17 protein-coding genes and 1 riboswitch are annotated in these 18,831 nt (G+C 72.7%); of the genes, 13 read left to right on the top strand and 4 right to left on the bottom strand.

The annotated features are described in order from the left end of the window. The first annotated feature begins 79 nt into the window (after positions 1-79). A complete protein-coding gene (locus VKA29_RS26970) occupies positions 80-1,792 on the top strand; it encodes an NAD(P)/FAD-dependent oxidoreductase (RefSeq protein ID WP_324788591.1) in 1,713 nt (570 codons plus the stop codon). On the opposite strand, the gene VKA29_RS26965 is transcribed toward VKA29_RS26970, so the two are convergent. Together VKA29_RS26965 and VKA29_RS26960 are read right to left on the bottom strand one after the other, a co-directional pair. After that, complete coding sequence (locus VKA29_RS26965; protein ID WP_324788590.1) at positions 1,753-2,481, bottom strand: DUF5995 family protein; 729 nt, start codon at positions 2,479-2,481, stop codon at positions 1,753-1,755. The two genes, VKA29_RS26970 and VKA29_RS26965, sit on opposite strands and share 40 nt — an antisense overlap. A gap of 555 nt (positions 2,482-3,036) precedes the next feature. Continuing rightward, entirely contained in the window at positions 3,037-4,416 is a 1,380-nt protein-coding gene (locus VKA29_RS26960; protein WP_324788589.1) for a uracil-xanthine permease family protein, read from the bottom strand. 211 nt (positions 4,417-4,627) lie between these two features. Here VKA29_RS26960 and VKA29_RS26955 point away from each other — a divergent pair, with 211 nt between their 5' ends. Continuing rightward, entirely contained in the window at positions 4,628-5,086 is a 459-nt protein-coding gene (locus VKA29_RS26955; protein WP_324788588.1) for an acyl-CoA thioesterase, read from the top strand. On the opposite strand, the gene VKA29_RS26950 is transcribed toward VKA29_RS26955, so the two are convergent. After that, complete coding sequence (locus VKA29_RS26950; RefSeq protein ID WP_420718579.1) at positions 5,046-6,248, bottom strand: MFS transporter; 1,203 nt, start codon at positions 6,246-6,248, stop codon at positions 5,046-5,048. The two genes, VKA29_RS26955 and VKA29_RS26950, sit on opposite strands and share 41 nt — an antisense overlap. Before the next feature lie 224 nt (positions 6,249-6,472). On the opposite strand from VKA29_RS26950, the gene VKA29_RS26945 reads away from it, so the two are divergent. From VKA29_RS26945 to VKA29_RS26895, 11 genes are all read left to right on the top strand, one after another. Further along, positions 6,473-7,687, top strand: coding sequence for an ROK family transcriptional regulator (locus VKA29_RS26945; protein ID WP_324788586.1), 1,215 nt, complete (start codon positions 6,473-6,475; stop codon positions 7,685-7,687). 263 nt (positions 7,688-7,950) lie between these two features. After that, positions 7,951-8,715, top strand: coding sequence for an SDR family oxidoreductase (locus VKA29_RS26940; RefSeq protein WP_324788585.1), 765 nt, complete (start codon positions 7,951-7,953; stop codon positions 8,713-8,715). Positions 8,716-9,179: 464 nt separating this feature from the next. Continuing rightward, positions 9,180-9,310: riboswitch (FMN riboswitch) on the top strand. Between the two features lie 146 nt (positions 9,311-9,456). Continuing rightward, on the top strand, positions 9,457-10,062 hold the full coding sequence (locus tag VKA29_RS26935; protein WP_324788584.1) for a riboflavin synthase: 606 nt from the start codon (positions 9,457-9,459) through the stop codon (positions 10,060-10,062). Beyond that, a complete protein-coding gene (gene pnuC / locus VKA29_RS26930) occupies positions 10,059-10,700 on the top strand; it encodes a nicotinamide riboside transporter PnuC (protein ID WP_324788583.1) in 642 nt (213 codons plus the stop codon). The genes VKA29_RS26935 and pnuC overlap by 4 nt, the downstream gene beginning before the upstream one ends. After that, positions 10,697-12,046, top strand: coding sequence for a bifunctional 3,4-dihydroxy-2-butanone-4-phosphate synthase/GTP cyclohydrolase II (locus tag VKA29_RS26925; protein WP_324788582.1), 1,350 nt, complete (start codon positions 10,697-10,699; stop codon positions 12,044-12,046). Before pnuC ends, VKA29_RS26925 begins: the two co-directional genes overlap by 4 nt. Before the next feature lie 25 nt (positions 12,047-12,071). Continuing rightward, positions 12,072-12,557, top strand: coding sequence for a 6,7-dimethyl-8-ribityllumazine synthase (gene ribH / locus VKA29_RS26920; protein ID WP_324788581.1), 486 nt, complete (start codon positions 12,072-12,074; stop codon positions 12,555-12,557). A gap of 34 nt (positions 12,558-12,591) precedes the next feature. Continuing rightward, the gene (locus VKA29_RS26915) at positions 12,592-12,864 is read left to right on the top strand and encodes a phosphoribosyl-ATP diphosphatase (protein ID WP_028423093.1); all 273 of its coding nucleotides are present in this window, start codon (positions 12,592-12,594) and stop codon (positions 12,862-12,864) included. 79 nt (positions 12,865-12,943) lie between these two features. Continuing rightward, positions 12,944-13,792, top strand: coding sequence for an ATP phosphoribosyltransferase (hisG, locus tag VKA29_RS26910; RefSeq protein WP_324788580.1), 849 nt, complete (start codon positions 12,944-12,946; stop codon positions 13,790-13,792). A 12-nt stretch (positions 13,793-13,804) separates the two neighbouring features. Further along, positions 13,805-14,260: a PH domain-containing protein gene (locus tag VKA29_RS26905; RefSeq protein WP_324788579.1), complete on the top strand. Its 456-nt coding sequence runs from the start codon at positions 13,805-13,807 to the stop codon at positions 14,258-14,260. A 209-nt stretch (positions 14,261-14,469) separates the two neighbouring features. Continuing rightward, the gene (locus tag VKA29_RS26900) at positions 14,470-15,795 is read left to right on the top strand and encodes a hemolysin family protein (protein ID WP_324788578.1); all 1,326 of its coding nucleotides are present in this window, start codon (positions 14,470-14,472) and stop codon (positions 15,793-15,795) included. Beyond that, a complete protein-coding gene (locus tag VKA29_RS26895) occupies positions 15,792-16,877 on the top strand; it encodes a hemolysin family protein (RefSeq protein ID WP_324788577.1) in 1,086 nt (361 codons plus the stop codon). The genes VKA29_RS26900 and VKA29_RS26895 overlap by 4 nt, the downstream gene beginning before the upstream one ends. Positions 16,878-16,897: 20 nt before the next feature. Here VKA29_RS26895 and VKA29_RS26890 read toward each other — a convergent pair whose 3' ends face one another. After that, positions 16,898-18,757: an AAA family ATPase gene (locus tag VKA29_RS26890; protein WP_324788576.1), complete on the bottom strand. Its 1,860-nt coding sequence runs from the start codon at positions 18,755-18,757 to the stop codon at positions 16,898-16,900. Positions 18,758-18,831 lie beyond the last annotated feature (74 nt).

The following is an 18,831-nucleotide window of genomic DNA, read 5'->3' as shown; positions in this document are numbered from 1 at the left end:
GCCTTTCGTCCCCCTGTTCCTCTCTTTTCTCTCTTCTCCCCTTCCTCTCTTTTCTTCTCGCGCAAGGAGTCCGCACCCCATGACGTCCACGGTGCCCAACGCCGTCGAGCACGCAGACGAGCAGCAGCCGCCGATCACCATGTTCGGTCCGGACTTCCCGTACGCGTACGACGACTTCCTCGCCCACCCGGCGGGCCTGGGCCAGATCCCCGCGACCGAGCACGGCACCGAGGTCGCGGTGATCGGCGGCGGCCTGTCCGGCATCGTGGCCGCGTACGAGCTGATGAAGATGGGCCTGAAGCCGGTCGTCCACGAGGCGGACCGGATCGGCGGGCGGCTGCGCACCGTCGGCTTCGAGGGCTGCGACCCCTCCCTCACCGCCGAGATGGGCGCGATGCGCTTCCCGCCGTCCTCCACGGCGCTGCAGCACTACGTCGACCTGGTGGGCCTGGAGACCCGTCCCTTCCCCAACCCCCTCGCCGAGGCGACCCCTTCGACCGTGGTCGACCTCAAGGGCGAGTCGCACTACGCCGAGACCATCGACGACCTGCCCCAGGTGTACCGGGACGTCGCCGCGGCCTGGAACGCGTGCCTCGAGGAGGGCGCCGACTTCTCCGCGATGAACCGCGCCCTGCGCGAGCGCGACGTGCCCCGCATCCGCGAGATCTGGGCGGGGCTCGTCGAGAAGCTCGACAACCAGACCTTCTACGGCTTCCTCTGCGACTCCGAGGCGTTCAAGTCCTTCCGGCACCGCGAGATCTTCGGCCAGGTCGGCTTCGGGACGGGCGGCTGGGACACCGACTTCCCCAACTCCATCCTGGAGATCCTGCGCGTCGTCTACACCGAGGCCGACGACCACCACCGCGGCATCGTCGGCGGCTCCCAGCAGTTGCCGCTGCGCCTGTGGGAGCGCGAGCCGGAGAAGATCGTCCACTGGCCGTACGGCACCTCGCTGAAGTCCCTGCACGTGGACGGCGAGCCGCGTCCGGCCGTCACCCGGCTGCACCGCACCGCCGGCAACCGCATCACCGTGACGGACGCGAGCGGCGCCGTCCGCACCTACCGGGCGGCGATCTTCACCGCCCAGTCCTGGATGCTGCTGTCGAAGATCGCCTGCGACGACTCGCTGTTCCCGATCGACCACTGGACGGCGATCGAGCGCACCCACTACATGGAGTCCAGCAAGCTGTTCGTCCCGGTCGACCGGCCCTTCTGGCTCGACAAGGCCGTCGACGACAGGGGAAACCCGACCGGCCGGGACGTCATGTCGATGACGCTCACCGACCGCATGACCCGCGGCACCTACCTCCTCGACAACGGCCCGGACCGGCCCGCCGTCATCTGCCTGTCCTACACCTGGTGCGACGACAGCCTGAAGTGGCTGCCGCTGTCCGCGAACGAGCGGCTGGAGGTCATGCTGAAGTCGCTCGGTGAGATCTACCCGAACGTCGACATCAGGAAGCACATCGTCGGCGACCCGGTGACCGTCTCCTGGGAGAACGAGCCCTACTTCATGGGCGCGTTCAAGGCCAACCTGCCCGGCCACTACCGCTACCAGCGGCGGCTGTTCACCCACTTCATGCAGGACCGGCTGCCCGAGGACAAGCGGGGCATCTTCCTCGCCGGCGACGACATCTCCTGGACGGCCGGCTGGGCCGAGGGCGCGATCCAGACCGCGCTGAACGCGGTCTGGGGCGTCATGCACCACCTCGGCGGCGCCACCGACGCGTCCAACCCGGGCCCCGGCGACGTCTACGACGAGATCGCCCCCGTGGAACTGCCCGAGGACTGACGGCAGTCCGCGAGCGGTGTGAGGAGGATGCGGCCCGCGAAGCCGACCGCCGCGTCGAGCCGTCCGGTGAACTCCTCGGCCACGTCGGGCACCCGGCGCAGCGCCCACAGGGCACGCGCGGCCGCCCAGGTGGCCTCGCGGGCGCGTTCCAGGCTCCACGAGCCGAGCAGATGGGTGAGCGGGTCGGCGATCTGCAACAGGTCGGGGCCCGGCATCAGGTCCTCGCGGACGCGCTCCTCCAGCGAGACGAGGAGATCGCCCACGCGGTCGAACTCGTCCTCCAGGTCGGCCGGTTCGCAGCCGAGCGTGCGGCAGCTGTCCACGACGGCGAGCGCCAGGTCGTGGCCGATGTGCGCGTTGATGCCCGCCAGCGCGAACTGCAGCGGCCGTACGCCCGGGTGGCGGCGGAGCTGGAACAGGGGCCGCCAGCAGGCCGGTGCCCGCCGTCCGTCGGTCACCGCGTCGACGGCGGCGAGGTAGCGCTCGGCGAACCGCACGTCCAGCGTGATCGCCGCCCGCCGGTCCTCGAACCGCCCGGCGTCGATGGACCGGTCGACGGCCTCGGTGACGGTGAGGTAGACCCGGTTGAAGACCGCGACGCCGTCCCGCTCCGGCAGGGCCGCGTCCAGGGCGCGCATCCGGGAGACGACCGCGTCGACGGGGGTGGTGAACTGTTCGCGTTGCGCCATGCCGGAAGCGTCCCAGGCTGAGGGCGGCCCGAGTGGCGGCGGACCCGGCGCTTCCCCGGAACGGGGGAACGCGCCCGCCGTGGGGGAGGGGAGCAGCACCGTGCCAGGCGTACGTGCCCGCCGCCGGGCGGCACGCGGGGCCGGACGCCGGCCTGCCGCCCGGCGCGGCGCCATGGTCGCGGCGGCCTATGTCGCGGTCGCCGTGGCACGGCGTCCGGGACGACGTCGGCGCCCGACGACGGACGCGCCGTCGACGAGGCCCGGCCCCGGATCACCGGATCGCCGCGCCCGGAGCGGCTGCCGGTGGTGCCGTCGTCGTGGCAACGGCGCGTCGGCCGACGGCGCGTCGGCCGACGGCGAGTCGTGCGACGGCGAGTCGTGCGACCCGGTGGGTCGCAGGACCGGGCGGGTCGCAGGACCGGGCGGGTCGCAGGACCGGGTGGGCGCCCGCGCCCGGCACCGGCGAGGCCAGGACCGTCACCCACCTGGGGTGACGGTGCCGGGGGAGTCGGACGGCTGCGAGGGGGCGCCGGGCACGTTCAGCCCGTCGTACGCCTACGAGCCGGCCTCGTCGTAGGAGGACGTGCCCTCGTCGAGCAGCGGCTCCTGCGGCTTGAGGTGGGCGGGCGCGAGCGCGCGCAGCACGTGGTAGCCGGTGATGACGACCAGCGTGCCGAGCGCGATGCCGCTGAGCGAGAAGGTGTCGGTGAACTTCATGGTGACGTTGCCGACGCCGATGATGATGCCCGCCGCGGCCGGCACCAGGTTCAGCGGGTTGCGCAGGTCCACCTTGGCGTTGAGCCAGATCTGCGCGCCGAGCAGGCCGATCATGCCGTACAGGATGACCGTGATGCCGCCGAGCACGCCGCCCGGGATCGCGGCCACCACCGCGCCGAACTTCGGGCACAGGCCGAACAGCAGCGAGAAGCCGGCGGCGGCCCAGTAGGCGGCGGTGGAGTAGACGCGGGTGGCGGCCATCACGCCGATGTTCTCGGAGTACGTCGTGTTCGGCGGGCCGCCGACCGCGGTGGACAGCATGGAGCCGATGCCGTCGGCGGAGATCGCCGTACCCAGCTTGTCGTCCAGCGACTCGCCGGTCATCTCGCCGACCGCCTTCACGTGTCCGGCGTTCTCGGCGACGAGGGCGATGACGACCGGCAGGGCCACCAGGATCGCCGACCACTGGAAGGACGGGCCGTGGAAGGACGGCAGCCCGAACCAGTCGGCGCGGGAGACGCCGGAGAGGTCCAGGCGCCAGTGGTCGGTGATCTTCCCGCTCGCGTCGGCCGAGTGGATGCGGCCGAAGATCCGGTCGAACGCCCAGGAGGCGGCGTACCCGAAGACCAGGCCGAGGAAGATCGCGATGCGCGACCAGAAACCGCGCAGGCCGACCACCGCCAGACCGGTGAACAGCATCACCAGCAGGGCGGTCCACTGGTCCTGCGGCCAGTAGGTGGAGGCGGTGACGGGCGCGAGGTTGAAGCCGATCAGCATCACGACCGCGCCGGTGACCACCGGCGGCATCGCGATGTGGATGATCCGCGCCCCGAAGCGCTGCACGGCGAGCCCCACCAGGAACAGCGCGACGCCGACGACGAACACCGCGCCGGTGACGGTGGCGCTCGAACCGCCCTGTGCCCGGATGACGGCCGCCACGCCGACGAAGGACAGCGAGCAGCCCAGGTAGCTCGGGACCCGGCCGCGGGTGGCGAGCAGGAAGATCACGGTCGCGACGCCCGACATCATGATCGCGAGGTTGGGGTCCAGGCCCATCAGGACCGGGGCCACGAAGGACGCGCCGAACATCGCCACCACGTGCTGGGCGCCGAGTCCGACCGTGCGGGGCCAGGAGAGCCGTTCGTCGGGGCGTACCACCGCTCCGGGCGCGGGCGTACGCCCGTCTCCGTGCAGCTTCCAGCGCACGCCGAGGTCCATGATGAGGTTTCGCTTTCTCTGTACTGTGCAGCTTGTTCCGGACCAATTGTCGGTGGTGCCCGCGGTCCGCCCGCACCCGCCCCACCCCGACGCACCTCGCCCGGCTGTCTGACCAGGCCCTTCCCGGCGGTGCACGCTGAGCGTCCGCTTAGGATGGAGTGCACCCCGAGGCGCCGCGGCGCCCCACCAGCAACGCTCAGGAGCCCCGCCCGTGACCGCCGAAGCCTCGACCGCCCCCGCCCTGTCCTACGGCCGGCTGATCCCCGTCACCGTCCACTTCGACGACCTGGACGCGCTCGGCCTGCTGCACAACGCCCGCTACCCGCTGAAGGTCGAGCAGGCGTGGACGGAGCTGTGGCAGGGGCACGGCATCCACTTCGAGGGCGACTGGGCGGCGGCCGGCGACGCCTGCAACGCGGTCAAGGACCTCCGCATCACCTACGAGGCGCCCGTCACCCGCCCCGGCACCTACGCCGTCCACCTCTGGCTGGAGCGGCTGGGCACCACCGGCCTGACCTACGGCTTCCGGTTCTGCTCGCCGGACGGTTCGACGACCTACGCGCGGGGCGCCCGCGTGCTGGTCCGGCTGGACGCCGAGACGCTGCGGCCGGCGCCGTGGAGCGAGACGTTCAGGGCCGCGGGTCGGGAACTGCTGCGCCAGGAGAGCTGACCCGCGCACGGTCCCGCTCGCCGGGGCGCAGCACCCCCGCGAAGGCCACGAGACCGAAGGCCAGCACCGTCACCAGCGCGAACGACACCGTCAGGCTGGTCACCTGGGCCAGCCCGCCGATCGCGCTCGGCGCGACCAGGCCCGAGGTGTAGGTGATGGTCGCGACGCCCGCGATCGCCTGGCTGGGGTTCGGGCCGCTGCGCCCCGCCGCCGCGAAGCACAGCGGCACGACGACCGCGATGCCCAGGCCCACCAGGGCGAACCCGCCGATCGCCACCGCCGGGTGACCGGCGGCGACGATCAGCGCTCCGCCGAGGACGGCGAGACCGCCGCCGGCCCGGACGGTGCGCACGGCGCCGCAGCGGTCGACCACCGTGTCGCCCACCAGCCTGGCGATCGCCATGGTGAGCATGAATCCGGTCGTGCACGCGGCCGCCAGACCCGCCGAGGTCTCCAGCCGGTCGCGCAGGTAGACCGCCGACCAGTCGAGGCTCGCCCCCTCCGCGAACACCGCGCAGAAGCCGACCGCGCCGATCAGCAGCGCCGACCGGGGCGGCAGGGTGAACCGCGGCGGCGGCTCCTCGTCCTCGGCGGGCTGCAGGTCGAGCACCCAGCGGCAGGCCAGCAGGCCCAGCAGGGTGAGCACCGCCGCCGCCAGCGCGTGGTGCAGCCGGGCGTCCGAGCCCAGGTGCGCGGCGAGCGTGCCGGCCGCCGAGCCGATCAGCGCGCCCGCGCTCCACATGCCGTGCAGACCGGACATGATCGACTTGCCGAGCAGCCGCTCCACCTCGACGCCGAGCGCGTTCATGGCCACGTCGGCCATCCCCGCGGTGGCCCCGTACGTGAACATCGCCAGGCACAGGGTGAGCAGGTTCGGCGAGAGCGACGGCAGGACCAGCGACACCGTCCAGGCGGCGAGCAGGGCGCGCAGGGCGGCCCGGCTGCCGAAGCGGTGGGTGACACGGCCGGCCAGCGGCATCGCGCAGGAGGCGCCGAGCGCCGTGAAGGCGAGGGCGAAGCCGAGCTGACCCGCGCTGACCGAGGCGTGGTCCTGGATCCACGGGACCCGGGTCGCGAACGAGCCGGTGACGGCGCCGTGCACGGCGAACACGGCCGCCACGGCGTACCGGGCGCGCCTCACCTCGCGCTGGTCGTGGACCATGTCCTTCATTCTCCGGTCCTCCCGCACTCCCGGCCCATGACTGCTCTTCCCACGGCGCCGTAAACTATCAGGAACCCTGCCTGATAGATAGTCCGCAATCAGCTCCGTACGAACGACCGAAGCACGACGAAGCACCGACGACCGAAGCACGACGACCGAAGCACGACGACCGGAGGCGCCGACCGTGTGCCGCGCGCCCCGGCGCCATCTGGAAGGATCCCGGCATGCCCGCGTCCCCGAGCACCGCCCGGGCCATCAACGACCGGCTCGCCCTGCGTCTGCTCCAGCAGGAGGGCCCGTTGACGGCAGGGCAGTTGAAACAGCTGACCGGCCTGTCCCGGCCCACCGTCGCCGACCTCGTCGAACGGCTCACCGCCTCCGGTCTGGTCACCGTGGTGGGGGAGGCGGGCGAGGCGCGCCGCGGCCCCAACGCGAAGCTGTACGGCATCGTCGCCGACCGTGCGCACCTCGCTGCGCTGGACGTGCGCACGGAGAGCGTCACGGTGCTGGTGTCCGACCTGGTCGGCCGGGTGCTGGCCGAGGCGTCCGTACCGATCGGCGGCGACACCGGGACGGGCACGGCCGTGGAGCACGCGGTCACCCTGGTCGAGCACGCGCTGAAGGAGGCCGGCGCCGACCGGCTGCACACCGTCGGGATCGGCGCGCCCGGCCTGATCGACCCCGCCAGCGGCGAGCTCCGCGACACCACCGGCCTGCCCGCGTGGCACCGCAGCCTGGTCGCGGCCCTTCAGCATCGGCTGCCCGGGGCCCGCGTCAGCGTCGAGAACGAGACCAACCTCGCCGCGCTGGCGGAACAGCGCGAGGGCGCGGCGCGGGACCGCGACACCTTCGTCCTGCTCTGGCTCGGCCACGGCACCGGCGCTGCCGTGGTCCTCGACGGCGTGCTGCGCCGCGGCGCCTCCGGCGGCACCGGGGAGATCGGCTTCCTGCCGGTGCCGGGCGCGGTCGGCCTGCCGTCGGCCACGGACTGCGAGGGCGGCTTCCACTCCCTGGCGGGCGCGGCGGCGGTCGCGCGGCTGGCTGCGGAGTACGGGCTGACGGCCGGGGCGACGGGACACGAACCGCGGGCCGCCGGGGCGGTGCGGGAGGCGGCGCGCCTGGTGGCGGCACCGCCCGCCGGGCCGGGGACCGGCGCCCGGGAAGCCGCGGGATTCCTCGACGCCCTCGCCGGCCGGGTCGCCGTCGGTGTCGCCTCAGTCGTGTCGATCCTCGACCCCGGTTGCGTGGTGCTGGGCGGCGAGATCGGGCAGGCCGGCGGCGAGGCACTGGCCGGCCGGGTCGCCCGGCGGCTGCGCCGGATGTCGCCGCTGCCGACGGAGGTACGGCCCGGCAGCCTGGGCGGCGGCGCGGTACTGCGCGGGGCCCTGCTGACGGCCCGGGACCGCGCCCAGGACGAACTCTTCCCGCCGGCACGCTGACTGTTCCCGTCGGCACGCTGAGCGACGGCCGGCACGCGCGACGGCGTGACGGCGGGGTGGGCGAAGGCGTGACGGCGGGGTGGGCGAAGGCGTGACGACGGGGTGGGCGAAGGCGTGACGACGGGGGTGACTGCGGGGATGCGCGACGGCGCGAACGTCACGTCTCGCGGGGGCCGTGTCACGTTTCGCGGGGGCCGGTCCGTCCCAGTCGGAGGAAGGGCGCTCCGTCCGGGGGCGTCCGACGTCCGAAGGGACTCGACAGCATGACCACGATCCTGGTGACCGGTGGCACCGGAACCCTCGGCCGGCTCGTCACCGAGCGGCTGCGGGCGGACGGCCACGAGGTGAGGGTGCTCAGCCGGCACGCCGAGCCGTACGCCGTGGACCTGCGTGAGGGCGGCCCCGGCCTGGACCGGGCCGTCGACGGCGTGGACACGATCGTGCACTGCGCCACCTCCCAGACCGGCGGGGACGAGAAGGCGGCCGGGCACCTGATCGCCGCGGCACGGCGGGCCGGGGTGGGCCATCTGGTCTACATCTCGATCGTCGGCGTCGACCGGGTGCCGTTCGGCTACTACCGGACCAAGCTCGCCGTGGAGCGGCAGATCGAGCAGTCGGGACTGGGCTGGACCGTGCTGCGCGCGACCCAGTTCCACGACCTGCTGGTGACCGTCCTCGGGTCGTTGGCCAGGCTGCCGGTGATGCCGCTGCCGGCCGGGGTGCGGGACCAGCCGGTGGAGGTGGCGGAGGTCGCGGACCGCCTCGCCGAACTCGCCCTCGCCGCACCCGCCGGGCGGACCGCGGACATGGGCGGCCCCGAGGCGCGCACCCTGGAGTCGCTGGCCCGCGCGTACCTGCGGGCGACGGGCCGCCGGCGGGCGGTGGTGAACGTCCCCCTGTGGGGCAGGGCCTACCGCGCCTTCCGCTCCGGCGGCCACCTGGCCCCGCGGCAGGCCGTGGGGAAGGGCACCTTCGAGGACTACCTGGCCCGGCGCTTCGGCGACGGCCGACGGGGCGGACAGGACTGACGAGGCTGACATGCCGGACATGCTGGACAGGTCAGGCAGGCCGGACAGGCCAGGCAGGCCAGGCAGGCCAGGCAGGCCAGGCAGGCCGGACAGGCCGGACAGGCCGGACAGGGCTGACGGGGGCTGGGGCTGACGCGGGGCTGACGGGGCCGGCGCGGGATCCGGGGACCCGGCGGCGGGCAAGGGCCGTCGTCACCGCCGCCGGGCCGGTCAGCGGGGTACCCGCGCGGGGACCCCGAGAAAGGTCTAGACCATGCGGAAGCATGCCGTCAACGGGTCTGGATCAATCGCCGGTTCGGTCGGTTCGGTCGGCAGGTCGATCGTCCGACGGCTCCGGCCCGACCCCGGGGAACCCCGGGAACCCGGGGGAATCCGGGCGGACGCTCGTGTGAGCCACCCCACAGCCCCTCCCTCATATGGACGCCGATCGGGCATGGCACACTGACTCTGTACCTTTTAAGCAGCAGCGCACTCCGGGGTCGGTGAAATTCCGAACCGGCGGTTACAGTCCGCGACCCGGTCGCCTCCAGCGGCCGGTTGACCAGGTGAAATTCCTGGACCGACGGTTAAAGTCCGGATGGGAGGCAGTGCGCGGCGGGCGGGCATTCGTGCGCGCCGCCGTACCGGTTCGTCCAGTCGACGAACCCCGTCCGGCGTCGCCCCCGGTGTCCCTGCCCGTACATCCTGTCGTCTCGACAGCCCCGGAGTCCGTGCCCGAATGAGGCAGGGAGGACCCGGGAAGTGTTCACCGGAATCGTCGAAGAGCTGGGCGAAGTCACCGCTGTCGAGAACCTCGGCGACGCCTCCCGTTTCCGGCTGCGCGGCCCCGTCGTCACGGAGGGCGCGAAGCACGGCGACTCCATCGCCGTCAACGGCGTGTGTCTCACGGTCGTCGAGCACGAGGGCGACGAGTTCACCGCCGACGTCATGGCCGAGACCCTGAACCGCTCCAGCCTGGGCGCCCTCACGGCCGGCTCCCGCGTCAACCTCGAACGTCCCACGGCCGTCGGCGCGCGCCTCGGCGGGCACATCGTGCAGGGCCACGTCGACGGCACCGGCGAGGTACTGGAACGCAAGCCGTCCGACAACTGGGAGATCGTCAAGATCTCGCTGCCCGCGGACCTCGCCCGCTACGTCGTCGAGAAGGGCTCCATCACCGTCGACGGCATCAGCCTCACCGTTGTCGACGCCGGGTCGGACCACTTCACCGTCAGCCTCATCCCCACCACCCTCGCCCTGACCACGCTCGGCCTCAAGCAGCCCGGCGACCCGGTCAACCTCGAGGTCGACGTCGTCGCCAAGTACGTCGAGCGGCTGCTCGCGGCCGGTCAGGGGGTGACCCGGTGAACTGGCTCAACTCCGAGGCCTTCACCCTGTTCGGCCAGCACATCATCTGGTCGGACACCATCGGCAACATCCTCGGCCTGATCACCCTCGCCCTCGGCTGGCGGCGCTCGCTGCTGACCTGGCCGGTGCAGTTCCTCTCCGGCCTGATCCTCTTCATCGCCTTCTACGGCCACCTCGCCGGCAGCGCCGGCAAGCAGGTCGTCGTCATGGTCGTCGCCCTGTACGGCTGGTGGCGGTGGAACCGCGACAAGGGCCGGTCCGCGGACGGCCAGATCGTGCCGAGGTTCGCCACCTGGCGCGAGCGCGCCGCGATGGCCGGCGCCGCCGCCCTGGGCACGGTCGCCGTGGCCCTGCTCTTCAAGGCCTACCCGTCCCTGTCCTGGGACCCCTGGCCGGACGCCTACATCTTCGTCGGCACCGTCGTCGCCATGTACGCGCAGGCACGCGGCATGGTCGAGTTCTGGATCGCCTGGCTGCTCGTCGACGTGGTCGGCGTGCCCCTCAACTTCGCCAACGGCTACGCCTTCTCCGGCTTCGTCTACGTCATCTACGGCGCACTCGTCCTGTGGGGCATGCGCGACTGGTGGCTGCGCTCCCGCGAGGACGCGCGGCCCGTCCTGGAAGGAGCGCCGGCATGACCACGGCACCGATCCTGTACAGCACCGACGACCCCGACGGCATCGAGGACTGGTCGCTCGACCCCGTCGAGCAGGCCATCGCCGACATCGCGGCCGGCCGCCCGATCGTCGTCGTCGACGACGAGGACCGCGAGAACGAGGGCGACCTCGTCGTCGCCGCCGAGAAGATCACCCCCGAGATCGTCGCCTTCATGATGAGCGAGTGCCGCGGGCTGATCTGCGCGCCCATGGAGGGCGAGGAACTCGACCGGCTGAAGCTGCCGCAGATGGTCGAGGACAACACCGAGTCGATGAAGACCGCCTTCACCGTCTCCGTCGACGCCTCCGCCGCCCACGGCGTGACCACCGGCATCTCCGCCGCCGACCGCGCCACCACGCTGCGGCTGCTGGCGAGCGGCGAGGCCGAGCCCACCGACCTCGTCCGCCCCGGCCACGTCTTCCCGCTGCGCGCCCGGCCCGGCGGCGTGCTCGTCCGCGACGGCCACACCGAGGCCGCCGTCGACCTCGCCCGCCTCGCCGGCCTGCGCCCGGCCGGCGCGATCGTCGAGATCGCCGGGGAGGACGGCCGCATGCTGCGCCTGCCCGAGCTGTTCCCCTTCGCCCGCAAGCACGGCCTGACGATCATCTCCATCGAGGACCTGATCGCCCACCGCCGCGCCACCGAACCGCGCCCGGGCGTTCCCGCGCAGCAGAAGCCCGCCGCCGAGCCCCTCGTCCGCCGCGAGGCCGAGACCCGCCTGCCCACCGCGCACGGCACCTTCACGGCGTACGGCTACCGATCCACCGCCGACGGCGTCGAGCACGTCGCCCTCGTGCACGGCGACATCGGCGACGGCGAGGACGTCCTGGTGCGCGTCCACTCCGAGTGCCTGACCGGCGACATCTTCGGCTCCCTGCGCTGCGACTGCGGCCCCCAGCTGGACGCCGCCCTGGACCGCGTCCACGCCGAGGGCCGGGGAGTGGTGGTCTACCTGCGCGGCCACGAGGGCCGCGGCATCGGCCTGCTCTCCAAGCTGAGGGCCTACGAACTCCAGGAGCGCGGCCGCGACACCCTCGACGCCAACCTGGAACTCGGCCTGCCCGCCGACGCCCGGGACTACGGCGCCGGCGCCCGGATCCTCCAGGACCTCGGCGTGCGCAGCGTGCGCCTGATGACCAACAACCCCGAGAAGACCGACGCGCTGCTGCGAAGCGGCCTGCGCGTCACCGGCCGCGAGCCGATGCCCGTGCAGGCCGGCGAGCACAACCTCCGCTACCTGCGCACCAAGCGGGACCGGATGGGCCACGACCTGCCCTGGCTGGAGACGGCCGGCGCGGGCACGGCGACGACCTGCAGCGACCAGTGAGAGCACACCGAGGAGACACGAGAACGTGAGCGGCAAGGGCGCACCGGAACTGTCCGTACGCAACGTGGGTGACCTGCGGGTCGCCGTCGTCGCGGCCCAATGGCACGAGAAGGTGATGGACGGTCTGGTGGACGGCGCCCTGCGCGCCCTGCACGACCTGGGGATCGACGAGCCGACCCTGCTGCGGGTCCCCGGCAGCTGGGAACTCCCGGTGGTCGCCAAGGCCCTCGCCGGCCGCGGCTACGACGCCGTCGTCGCCCTCGGCGTCGTCATCCGCGGCGGCACCCCCCACTTCGACTACGTGTGCCAGGGCGTCACCCACGGACTCACCCAGGTCTCCGTCGACACCGGCGTGCCCGTCGGCTTCGGCCTGCTGACCTGTGACACCGAGGAGCAGGCGCTGGACCGGGCCGGCCTGCCCGGCTCCAACGAGGACAAGGGGCACGAAGCGGTGACGGCGGCGGTGGCCACAGCGGCCACCCTCCGCTCAGTATCCGAACCCTGGCGCTGAGGAACCCCGGCTTGCGCGTAGGGTAAGGACCACCATGTCCAAGAAGACGTTCGAGGAGCTCTTCACCGAGCTCCAGCACAAGGCCGCCCACGGCGATCCCGCCAGCTCCCGCACCGCAGAACTGGTCGGCAAGGGCGTCCATGCCATCGGCAAGAAGGTCGTCGAAGAGGCCGCCGAGGTCTGGATGGCCGCCGAGTACGAGGGCAAGGAGGCGGCCGCCGAGGAGATCTCGCAGCTGCTGTACCACGTCCAGGTGATGATGGTCGCCCGCGGGATCTCCCTGGACGACGTCTACGCCCACCTGTAGTCCCCGGTCCCCTCGGGTCCCCGGTTCCGTCAGACACGCTCCACCCACCTCACCCCGTCACGCAAAGGAAGCCGACCTCATGCTGCGCATCGCCGTCCCCAACAAGGGTTCCCTGTCAGGCCCTGCGGCGGAGATGCTGCATGAGGCCGGCTACCAGCAGCGCCGCGAGTCCAAGGAGCTCCGGATCGTCGACCCGGCCAACGAGGTCGAGTTCTTCTACCTGCGCCCCCGCGACATCGCGATCTACGTCTCCTCCGGCCGCCTCGACATCGGCATCACCGGCCGAGACCTGCTGATCGACTCCGGCGCCAAGGCCGAGGAGATCCTCCCGCTGGGCTTCGCCCGCTCCACCTTCCGCTACGCCACCAAGCCGGGCACGGCGAACGGCGTGCGGGACCTGACCGGCATGACGGTCGCCACCTCCTACGAGGGGATCGTCGCGGGGCACCTCGCCGACAACGGCATCGACGCCTCCGTCGTCCACCTCGACGGCGCCGTCGAGACCGCCATCGAACTCGGCGTCGCCGAGGTCATCGCGGACGTCGTCGAGACCGGCACCTCCCTGCGCAACGCCGGCCTCGAGGTCATCGGCGAGCCGATCATGCAGTCCGAGGCCGTCGTCATCCGCCGCGTCGGCGCCGACGCCGAGGAGCCCAAGGTGCAGCAGTTCCTGCGCCGCCTGCAGGGCGTCCTGGTGGCCCGCACGTACGTGATGATGGACTACGACTGCCGGGTCGAGCAGCTGGAGAAGGCCGTCGACCTGACCCCCGGCCTGGAGTCCCCGACCATCTCCCCCCTGCACAACGAGGGGTGGGTCGCCGTCCGCGCCATGGTGCCCGCCAAGGACGCCCAGCGCATCATGGACGACCTGTACGCGATCGGCGCCCGGGCCATCCTGACCACCGCGATCCACGCCTGCCGTCTCTGAGAGGCCGCGCAGATGTCCGACCTGCCCGCTCTCCCCGTCACGTTCCGGCCCCGCCACACCCGGGTCGTCCTGCTCGCCGCCGGTGCCGCGATCTTCGCCGTCATCACCACGGTCGCGTTCCTGCTGGACCAGCTGAGCCCCGGCGAACGCCTCAGCTTCGTCCTCACCGGGGCGATCCTGTTCGCGGTGCTCGCCCTGCTCGCCCGGGTGAAGGTCGTCGCGGACGAGTCCGGGGTGACCGTCGTCAACATCGTCAGCAGGCGGCGCCTGGACTGGGCGGAGATCGTCCAGGTCAACCTCCGCCCCGGCGACCCCTGGGTCTTCCTCAACCTCAGCGACGGCACCAGCCTGCCCGTGCTCGGCATCCAGCCGGGCATCGCCAGGGAGCACGCCATCGCCGACGCGCGGGCCCTGCGCGCGCTGGCCGACGCCCGCTGCGCCAGGGATCCCGAGCCGCCCCGGGGCTGACTCGGCGCGTTCACCCGCGTTCACCCTGCCGTCCGGACCCATGTCTTGATTAATCTGTTGGGGGAGACGTCGTTCGAGACGTCTCCGCCGCGACGGGCCCGCCGGCCCGTCGGAGGCTTCCTGCTACCCGAGGAGTGACTCCCTCCAGCGATGGACGGATCGTCCTGTAGTACCTGCGCCGCCACCTCCCGGCCCTTCGAGGCGGCGGCATGACCATCCCCCTGCTCCTCCTGTCCGCCGCCTTCCTGCTGATCCTCGCCAACGGATTCTTCGTGGCCGCCGAGTTCGGCCTGGTCACGGTCGAGCCGACGGACGCCGAGAAGGCCGCCGCCGAGGGCGACCGACGGGCCCGCACCGTCGTCGAGTCGCTGAAGGAACTGTCCTTCCAGCTCTCCGGCACCCAGCTCGGCATCACCATCACCTCCCTCGTCGTCGGCATGCTCGCCGAACCGGCGCTCGCCGAGCTGCTGCACGGCCCGTTCACGGCCGTCGGCCTGCCCGGGGGCGCGGTGTCCGGCCTCGCCGTGGTGGTCGGCATGCTGCTGGCCTCCGCCGTGCAGATGGTGATCGGCGAGCTCGTGCCCAAGAACTGGGCGGTGTCCCGGCCGCTGCAGGTCGCCCGCTTCGTCGCGGGTCCGCAGCACGTGTTCGCGCGCCTGTTCCGCCCGGTCATCGCCGTGCTGAACGCGGTCGCCAACCGGCTCGTCCGGGTACTCGGCGTCGAACCCACCGCCGAGCTGGCCTCCGCCCGCACCCCCGGTGAGCTGGTCTCCCTCGCCCGGCACTCCGCGCAGGCCGGCGCCCTGGAGCAGGACACCGCCGACCTCTTCGTACGGACCCTGTCCCTCGGCGAGCTGACCGCGCAGCACGTGATGACCCCGCGCGTGAAGGTCAGCGCGCTGCAGTCGTCGGCGACGGCCGAGGACGTGGTCAACCTGACCCGCGCCACCGGCCTGTCCCGCTTCCCCGTGTACCGGGAGAAGATCGACGAGGTCGTCGGCATGGTCCACCTCAAGGACGCGCTGGCCGTCCCGGCGCCGGACCGGCTGCGCACACCCGTCGGCGACATCGCGCGCCCGGCGCTGCTCGTCCCTGAGACCCTGCCGGTGCAGCCCCTGCTGGGCCGGCTGCGCAGCGAGCAGCCCATCGCCGTCGTCGTCGACGAGTACGGCGGCACGGCGGGTGTGGTGACCCTGGAGGACATCGTCGAGGAGATCGTCGGCGAGGTCCGTGACGAGCACGACGGGCAGGACCTGCCCGAACTCGCGGCCGCACCGCCGGAGGACGGCCGCCCCGCATGGGACGCCGACGGCAGCTGCCGGGTGGACATCCTCCGGCGCATCGGCCTCGACGTGCCCGAGGGACCGTACGAGACCGTCGCCGGCCTGGTCGCCGACCTGCTGGGCCGGATCCCGGCCGTCGGCGACAGGGCCGAACTGCCGGGCTGGCGGCTGACGGTCCGCCGCGTCGGCCACTACCGCGCCGAGCGGGTCCGGCTGGTCAGGACCGGTCCGGTCATGGAGGTCGTCCGATGAGCGTGCTGCAACTGCTGTTCGCCGGGCTGCTCGTGCTCGCCAACGGCTTCTTCGTCGGCGCCGAGTTCGCGCTGGTCTCCGTGCGCCGCAGCCAGATCGAGCCACTCGGCACGGCCCGGTCCCGCCAGGTGCTGTACGGGCTGGAGCGGCTGCCGCAGATGATGGCCGCCGCCCAGTTCGGCATCACCGTCTGCTCGCTGACCCTGGGCGCGGTCGCCGAGCCGACGGTGGCGCACCTGTTGGAACCGGTCTTCGCGTGGGTGCGGCTCCCCGAGGGGATGATCCACCCGCTCGGCTACGTCATCGCGCTCGTCGCCGTCGTCTTCTCCCACCTCGTCGTCGGCGAGATGGTCCCGAAGAACCTGGCGATGGCGGCCCCGGAGAAGGCGGCGCTGTGGCTCAGCCCCGGCCTGGTCGCGTTCGCCCGCCTGTGCAGGCCCATCACCGTCGCGCTCGGCGCCTGCGCCCAGGGCATCCTGCGGCTGTTCCGCGTCGAGCCGAAGGACGAGGTGGAGGCCGTCTTCACCAGCGAGCAGCTCAACCGGCTGGTGGAGGACTCCGGCCAGGCCGGCCTGCTGGACCCGGAGGAGCAGGAGCGCCTGGAGGACGCGCTGGAGCTGGGCTCCCGCCCGGTGACGGACGTGCTGCTGCGGCGGGAGTCGCTGATCACGGTCAGCCCCTCGGTCACGCCGGGGGAGATCGTGCGGCTCACCGCCCGCACCGGCTACTCCCGCTTCCCGATCGCCGCGGACACCGGCGCCTTCATGGGATACCTGCACGTCAAGGACGTCCTCGACCTGGAGGACTCGGAGCGGGCGGTGCCGCAGCAGCTGTGGCGTCCGATGACGACGCTCCGCTCGGAGCTGCCCCTGGACGACGCCCTGACCGTGATGCGCCGCGCGGCGACCCACCTCGCGCAGGTCGCCGACGCCTCCGGCAGGGTGCTCGGCCTGGTCGCGCTGGAGGACGTGCTGGAGCTGCTGGTCGGCGAGGTACGGGACCCGGCCCACCGGGACCTGCCCGAGGTGAAGGTGACGGAGCCGCGGGGGAGCGGTACCCCGGAACAGGCGCTGGCCGGCTGACCGGCGGGCGGGGCCCGGGGTCACATCGCCGACGGATCCTGCGGCCCCCGCCCCGACAGCACCTCCCCGTACGCCTGCATCAGGTCCGGCAGCCGCAGCGTCGACAGATCGTCCCGCGACGGCGTGCCCGGGTACGTCGACAGCCGCAGGTCCCGGTAGGCGCAGCTCTTCTCGTACAGCGTGCGCAGGAACCGCCCGTTGCCCAGTTCGTCGATCCAGCCCTGGTCCACGACGTGCCCGGCGATGGAGCGCAGCTCGTCCAGCGCCTCCTCGTCCCACGCGTCGCCGTTCTCCGCCGCCAGCACCTCGCCGATCGCGGTCAGTTCGAGGGGGCGGTAGGACGGGAAGTCGACGCGGCTGGTGAAGCGGGAGGACAGGCCGGGGTTGGCGGCCAGCAGACGGTCCATGCCCTCGGGATAGCCGGCCAGGATCACCACCAGGTGGTCGCGGTTGTCCTCGGCCCGCTTCAGCAGCACCTGCAGCGCCTCGTCGCCGTAGGCGTCGCCCTTGCCGTAGCCGGAGTTGGACAGCGAGTACGCCTCGTCGACGAACAGGACGCCGCCGATCGCGGAATCGATCAGTTCGTTGGCCTTCACCGCCGTCTGCCCCAGGTACTCGCCGACCAGGTCGGCGCGCTGCGCCTCCACGAGGTGGTCGCCGCCGAGCAGGCCGAGGGCGTAGAAGACGCGGCCCAGGATGCGGGCCACCGTGGTCTTGCCGGTGCCGGAGGGACCGGAGAAGACGAAGTGCCGCTTGGGCGGCTGGACCGGCAGGCCCTGCGCCGCCCGCAACCGCGCCATGTTCAACTGCGCGGACAGCGCCTTCACCTGGCGCTTCACCGGCTCGAGGCCCACCATCCGCTCGAGCTCGGCGAGCGCCTCCTCGAGCAGCACCGGATCGGTCGGGCCGGCGGGCAGCGTGGGCGCCGCCGCGTTCTTCTCGCGCACCGCCGGATCGGCCACCGTCGGCAGTGGGCCGGCCGGGGGCAGGTCGGCCTCGGAGATGCGCAGGTCACGGCCCTCGATGCCGAAGAGCGGATCGAAGGTGTCCGGTCCCTCCAGGGCGTCCTGGCCGCCGGAGAGCGTGATCGCGGCGAGGTCGGCCGAGTCGTCGTAGCCGTCGCCCTCGGCGATCGCCGTGAGCCGGGCCGAGGTGTCCATGAAGGCCGGGTCGACGCGGTGCACGGCCCGGTACAGCGGGAGGGCGGCGGCGCTGCGGCCGGTTCCCTCGTGCGCCCGGGCCAGCCAGTAGCGCAGCTCCTTGCGCTGCGGCTGCTCGCTGCGGCAGCGCATCAGGGCCGCCGCCAGCAGGGGCTCGGCCTGCCCGTACATCTCCAGCCGGACCCGGGCCATGCCGCCGAACAGGCCCGCCTCGATGCCCAGCAGGGAGTCGTCGATCAGCGGATCGGTGTGGCGGACGAGCTGTTCCCAGTCCTTCACCAGGTAGGCGCGGCAGGCGTGCAGGAAACGGACCTGGGGGTCGGTGTCCACGGGCGGCAGCCCGGCGAGGGCCCGGTCCAGTTCCGGGACGTGGCGGCCGTCGAGCCAGTGGGAGGCGTGCGCGAGCAGCAGGTCGCGCGGGCTCTCCAGCACCGGCTGCACCCACCAGCCCAGCCAGTACCAGGAGTTGAGGGCCCGACGGTGCCGGGCGCGCTGCTCGCCGAAGCGTTCGCGGTGCCGGAACATCCGCAGCAGGGCGGTCGTCGTGTCGACGCGCAGCGCGTGCAGCCCGAGCCAGCCGTCGGCCATCCCGGGGTCCATCCGCACCGCGGCCCGGAACTCCTCCTCCGCCTGCGGGTAGGCCCCCATGGTGTAGGCGTCCACGCCTCGCAGCCAGGCGAGGTCGGCCGGGGCCTCGGGGCCCCGCGTGCCGAAGTCCATCACGTCCCCCACGAACCGTGCCCCCGTCGGTTCACCGCCGGGCCGTCGCCCGTCGGCCGCCTTGGTCCAACGGC

It is taken from the genome of Streptomyces sp. H51 (genome assembly GCF_035656535.1).
Lineage (GTDB): Bacteria > Actinomycetota > Actinomycetes > Streptomycetales > Streptomycetaceae > Streptomyces.
This window is presented reverse-complemented; position numbering and strand designations above follow the sequence as displayed.

Bases quoted from the DNA above. Each gene is read 5' to 3' on its own strand.
- VKA29_RS26950 (WP_420718579.1), bottom strand. From the start codon at position 6,248: ATGGTCCACGACCAGCGCGAGGTGAGGCGCGCCCGGTACGCCGTGGCG.
- VKA29_RS26890 (WP_324788576.1), bottom strand. From the start codon at position 18,757: ATGGACTTCGGCACGCGGGGCCCCGAGGCCCCGGCCGACCTCGCCTGG.
- VKA29_RS26970 (WP_324788591.1), top strand. From the start codon at position 80: ATGACGTCCACGGTGCCCAACGCCGTCGAGCACGCAGACGAGCAGCAG.
- VKA29_RS26905 (WP_324788579.1), top strand. From the start codon at position 13,805: ATGTCCGACCTGCCCGCTCTCCCCGTCACGTTCCGGCCCCGCCACACC.
- VKA29_RS26915 (WP_028423093.1), top strand. From the start codon at position 12,592: ATGTCCAAGAAGACGTTCGAGGAGCTCTTCACCGAGCTCCAGCACAAG.
- VKA29_RS26895 (WP_324788577.1), top strand. From the start codon at position 15,792: ATGAGCGTGCTGCAACTGCTGTTCGCCGGGCTGCTCGTGCTCGCCAAC.
- hisG (WP_324788580.1), top strand. From the start codon at position 12,944: ATGCTGCGCATCGCCGTCCCCAACAAGGGTTCCCTGTCAGGCCCTGCG.
- VKA29_RS26940 (WP_324788585.1), top strand. From the start codon at position 7,951: ATGACCACGATCCTGGTGACCGGTGGCACCGGAACCCTCGGCCGGCTC.
- VKA29_RS26945 (WP_324788586.1), top strand. From the start codon at position 6,473: ATGCCCGCGTCCCCGAGCACCGCCCGGGCCATCAACGACCGGCTCGCC.
- VKA29_RS26900 (WP_324788578.1), top strand. From the start codon at position 14,470: ATGACCATCCCCCTGCTCCTCCTGTCCGCCGCCTTCCTGCTGATCCTC.
- VKA29_RS26965 (WP_324788590.1), bottom strand. From the start codon at position 2,481: ATGGCGCAACGCGAACAGTTCACCACCCCCGTCGACGCGGTCGTCTCC.
- VKA29_RS26960 (WP_324788589.1), bottom strand. From the start codon at position 4,416: ATGGACCTCGGCGTGCGCTGGAAGCTGCACGGAGACGGGCGTACGCCC.
- VKA29_RS26925 (WP_324788582.1), top strand. From the start codon at position 10,697: ATGACCACGGCACCGATCCTGTACAGCACCGACGACCCCGACGGCATC.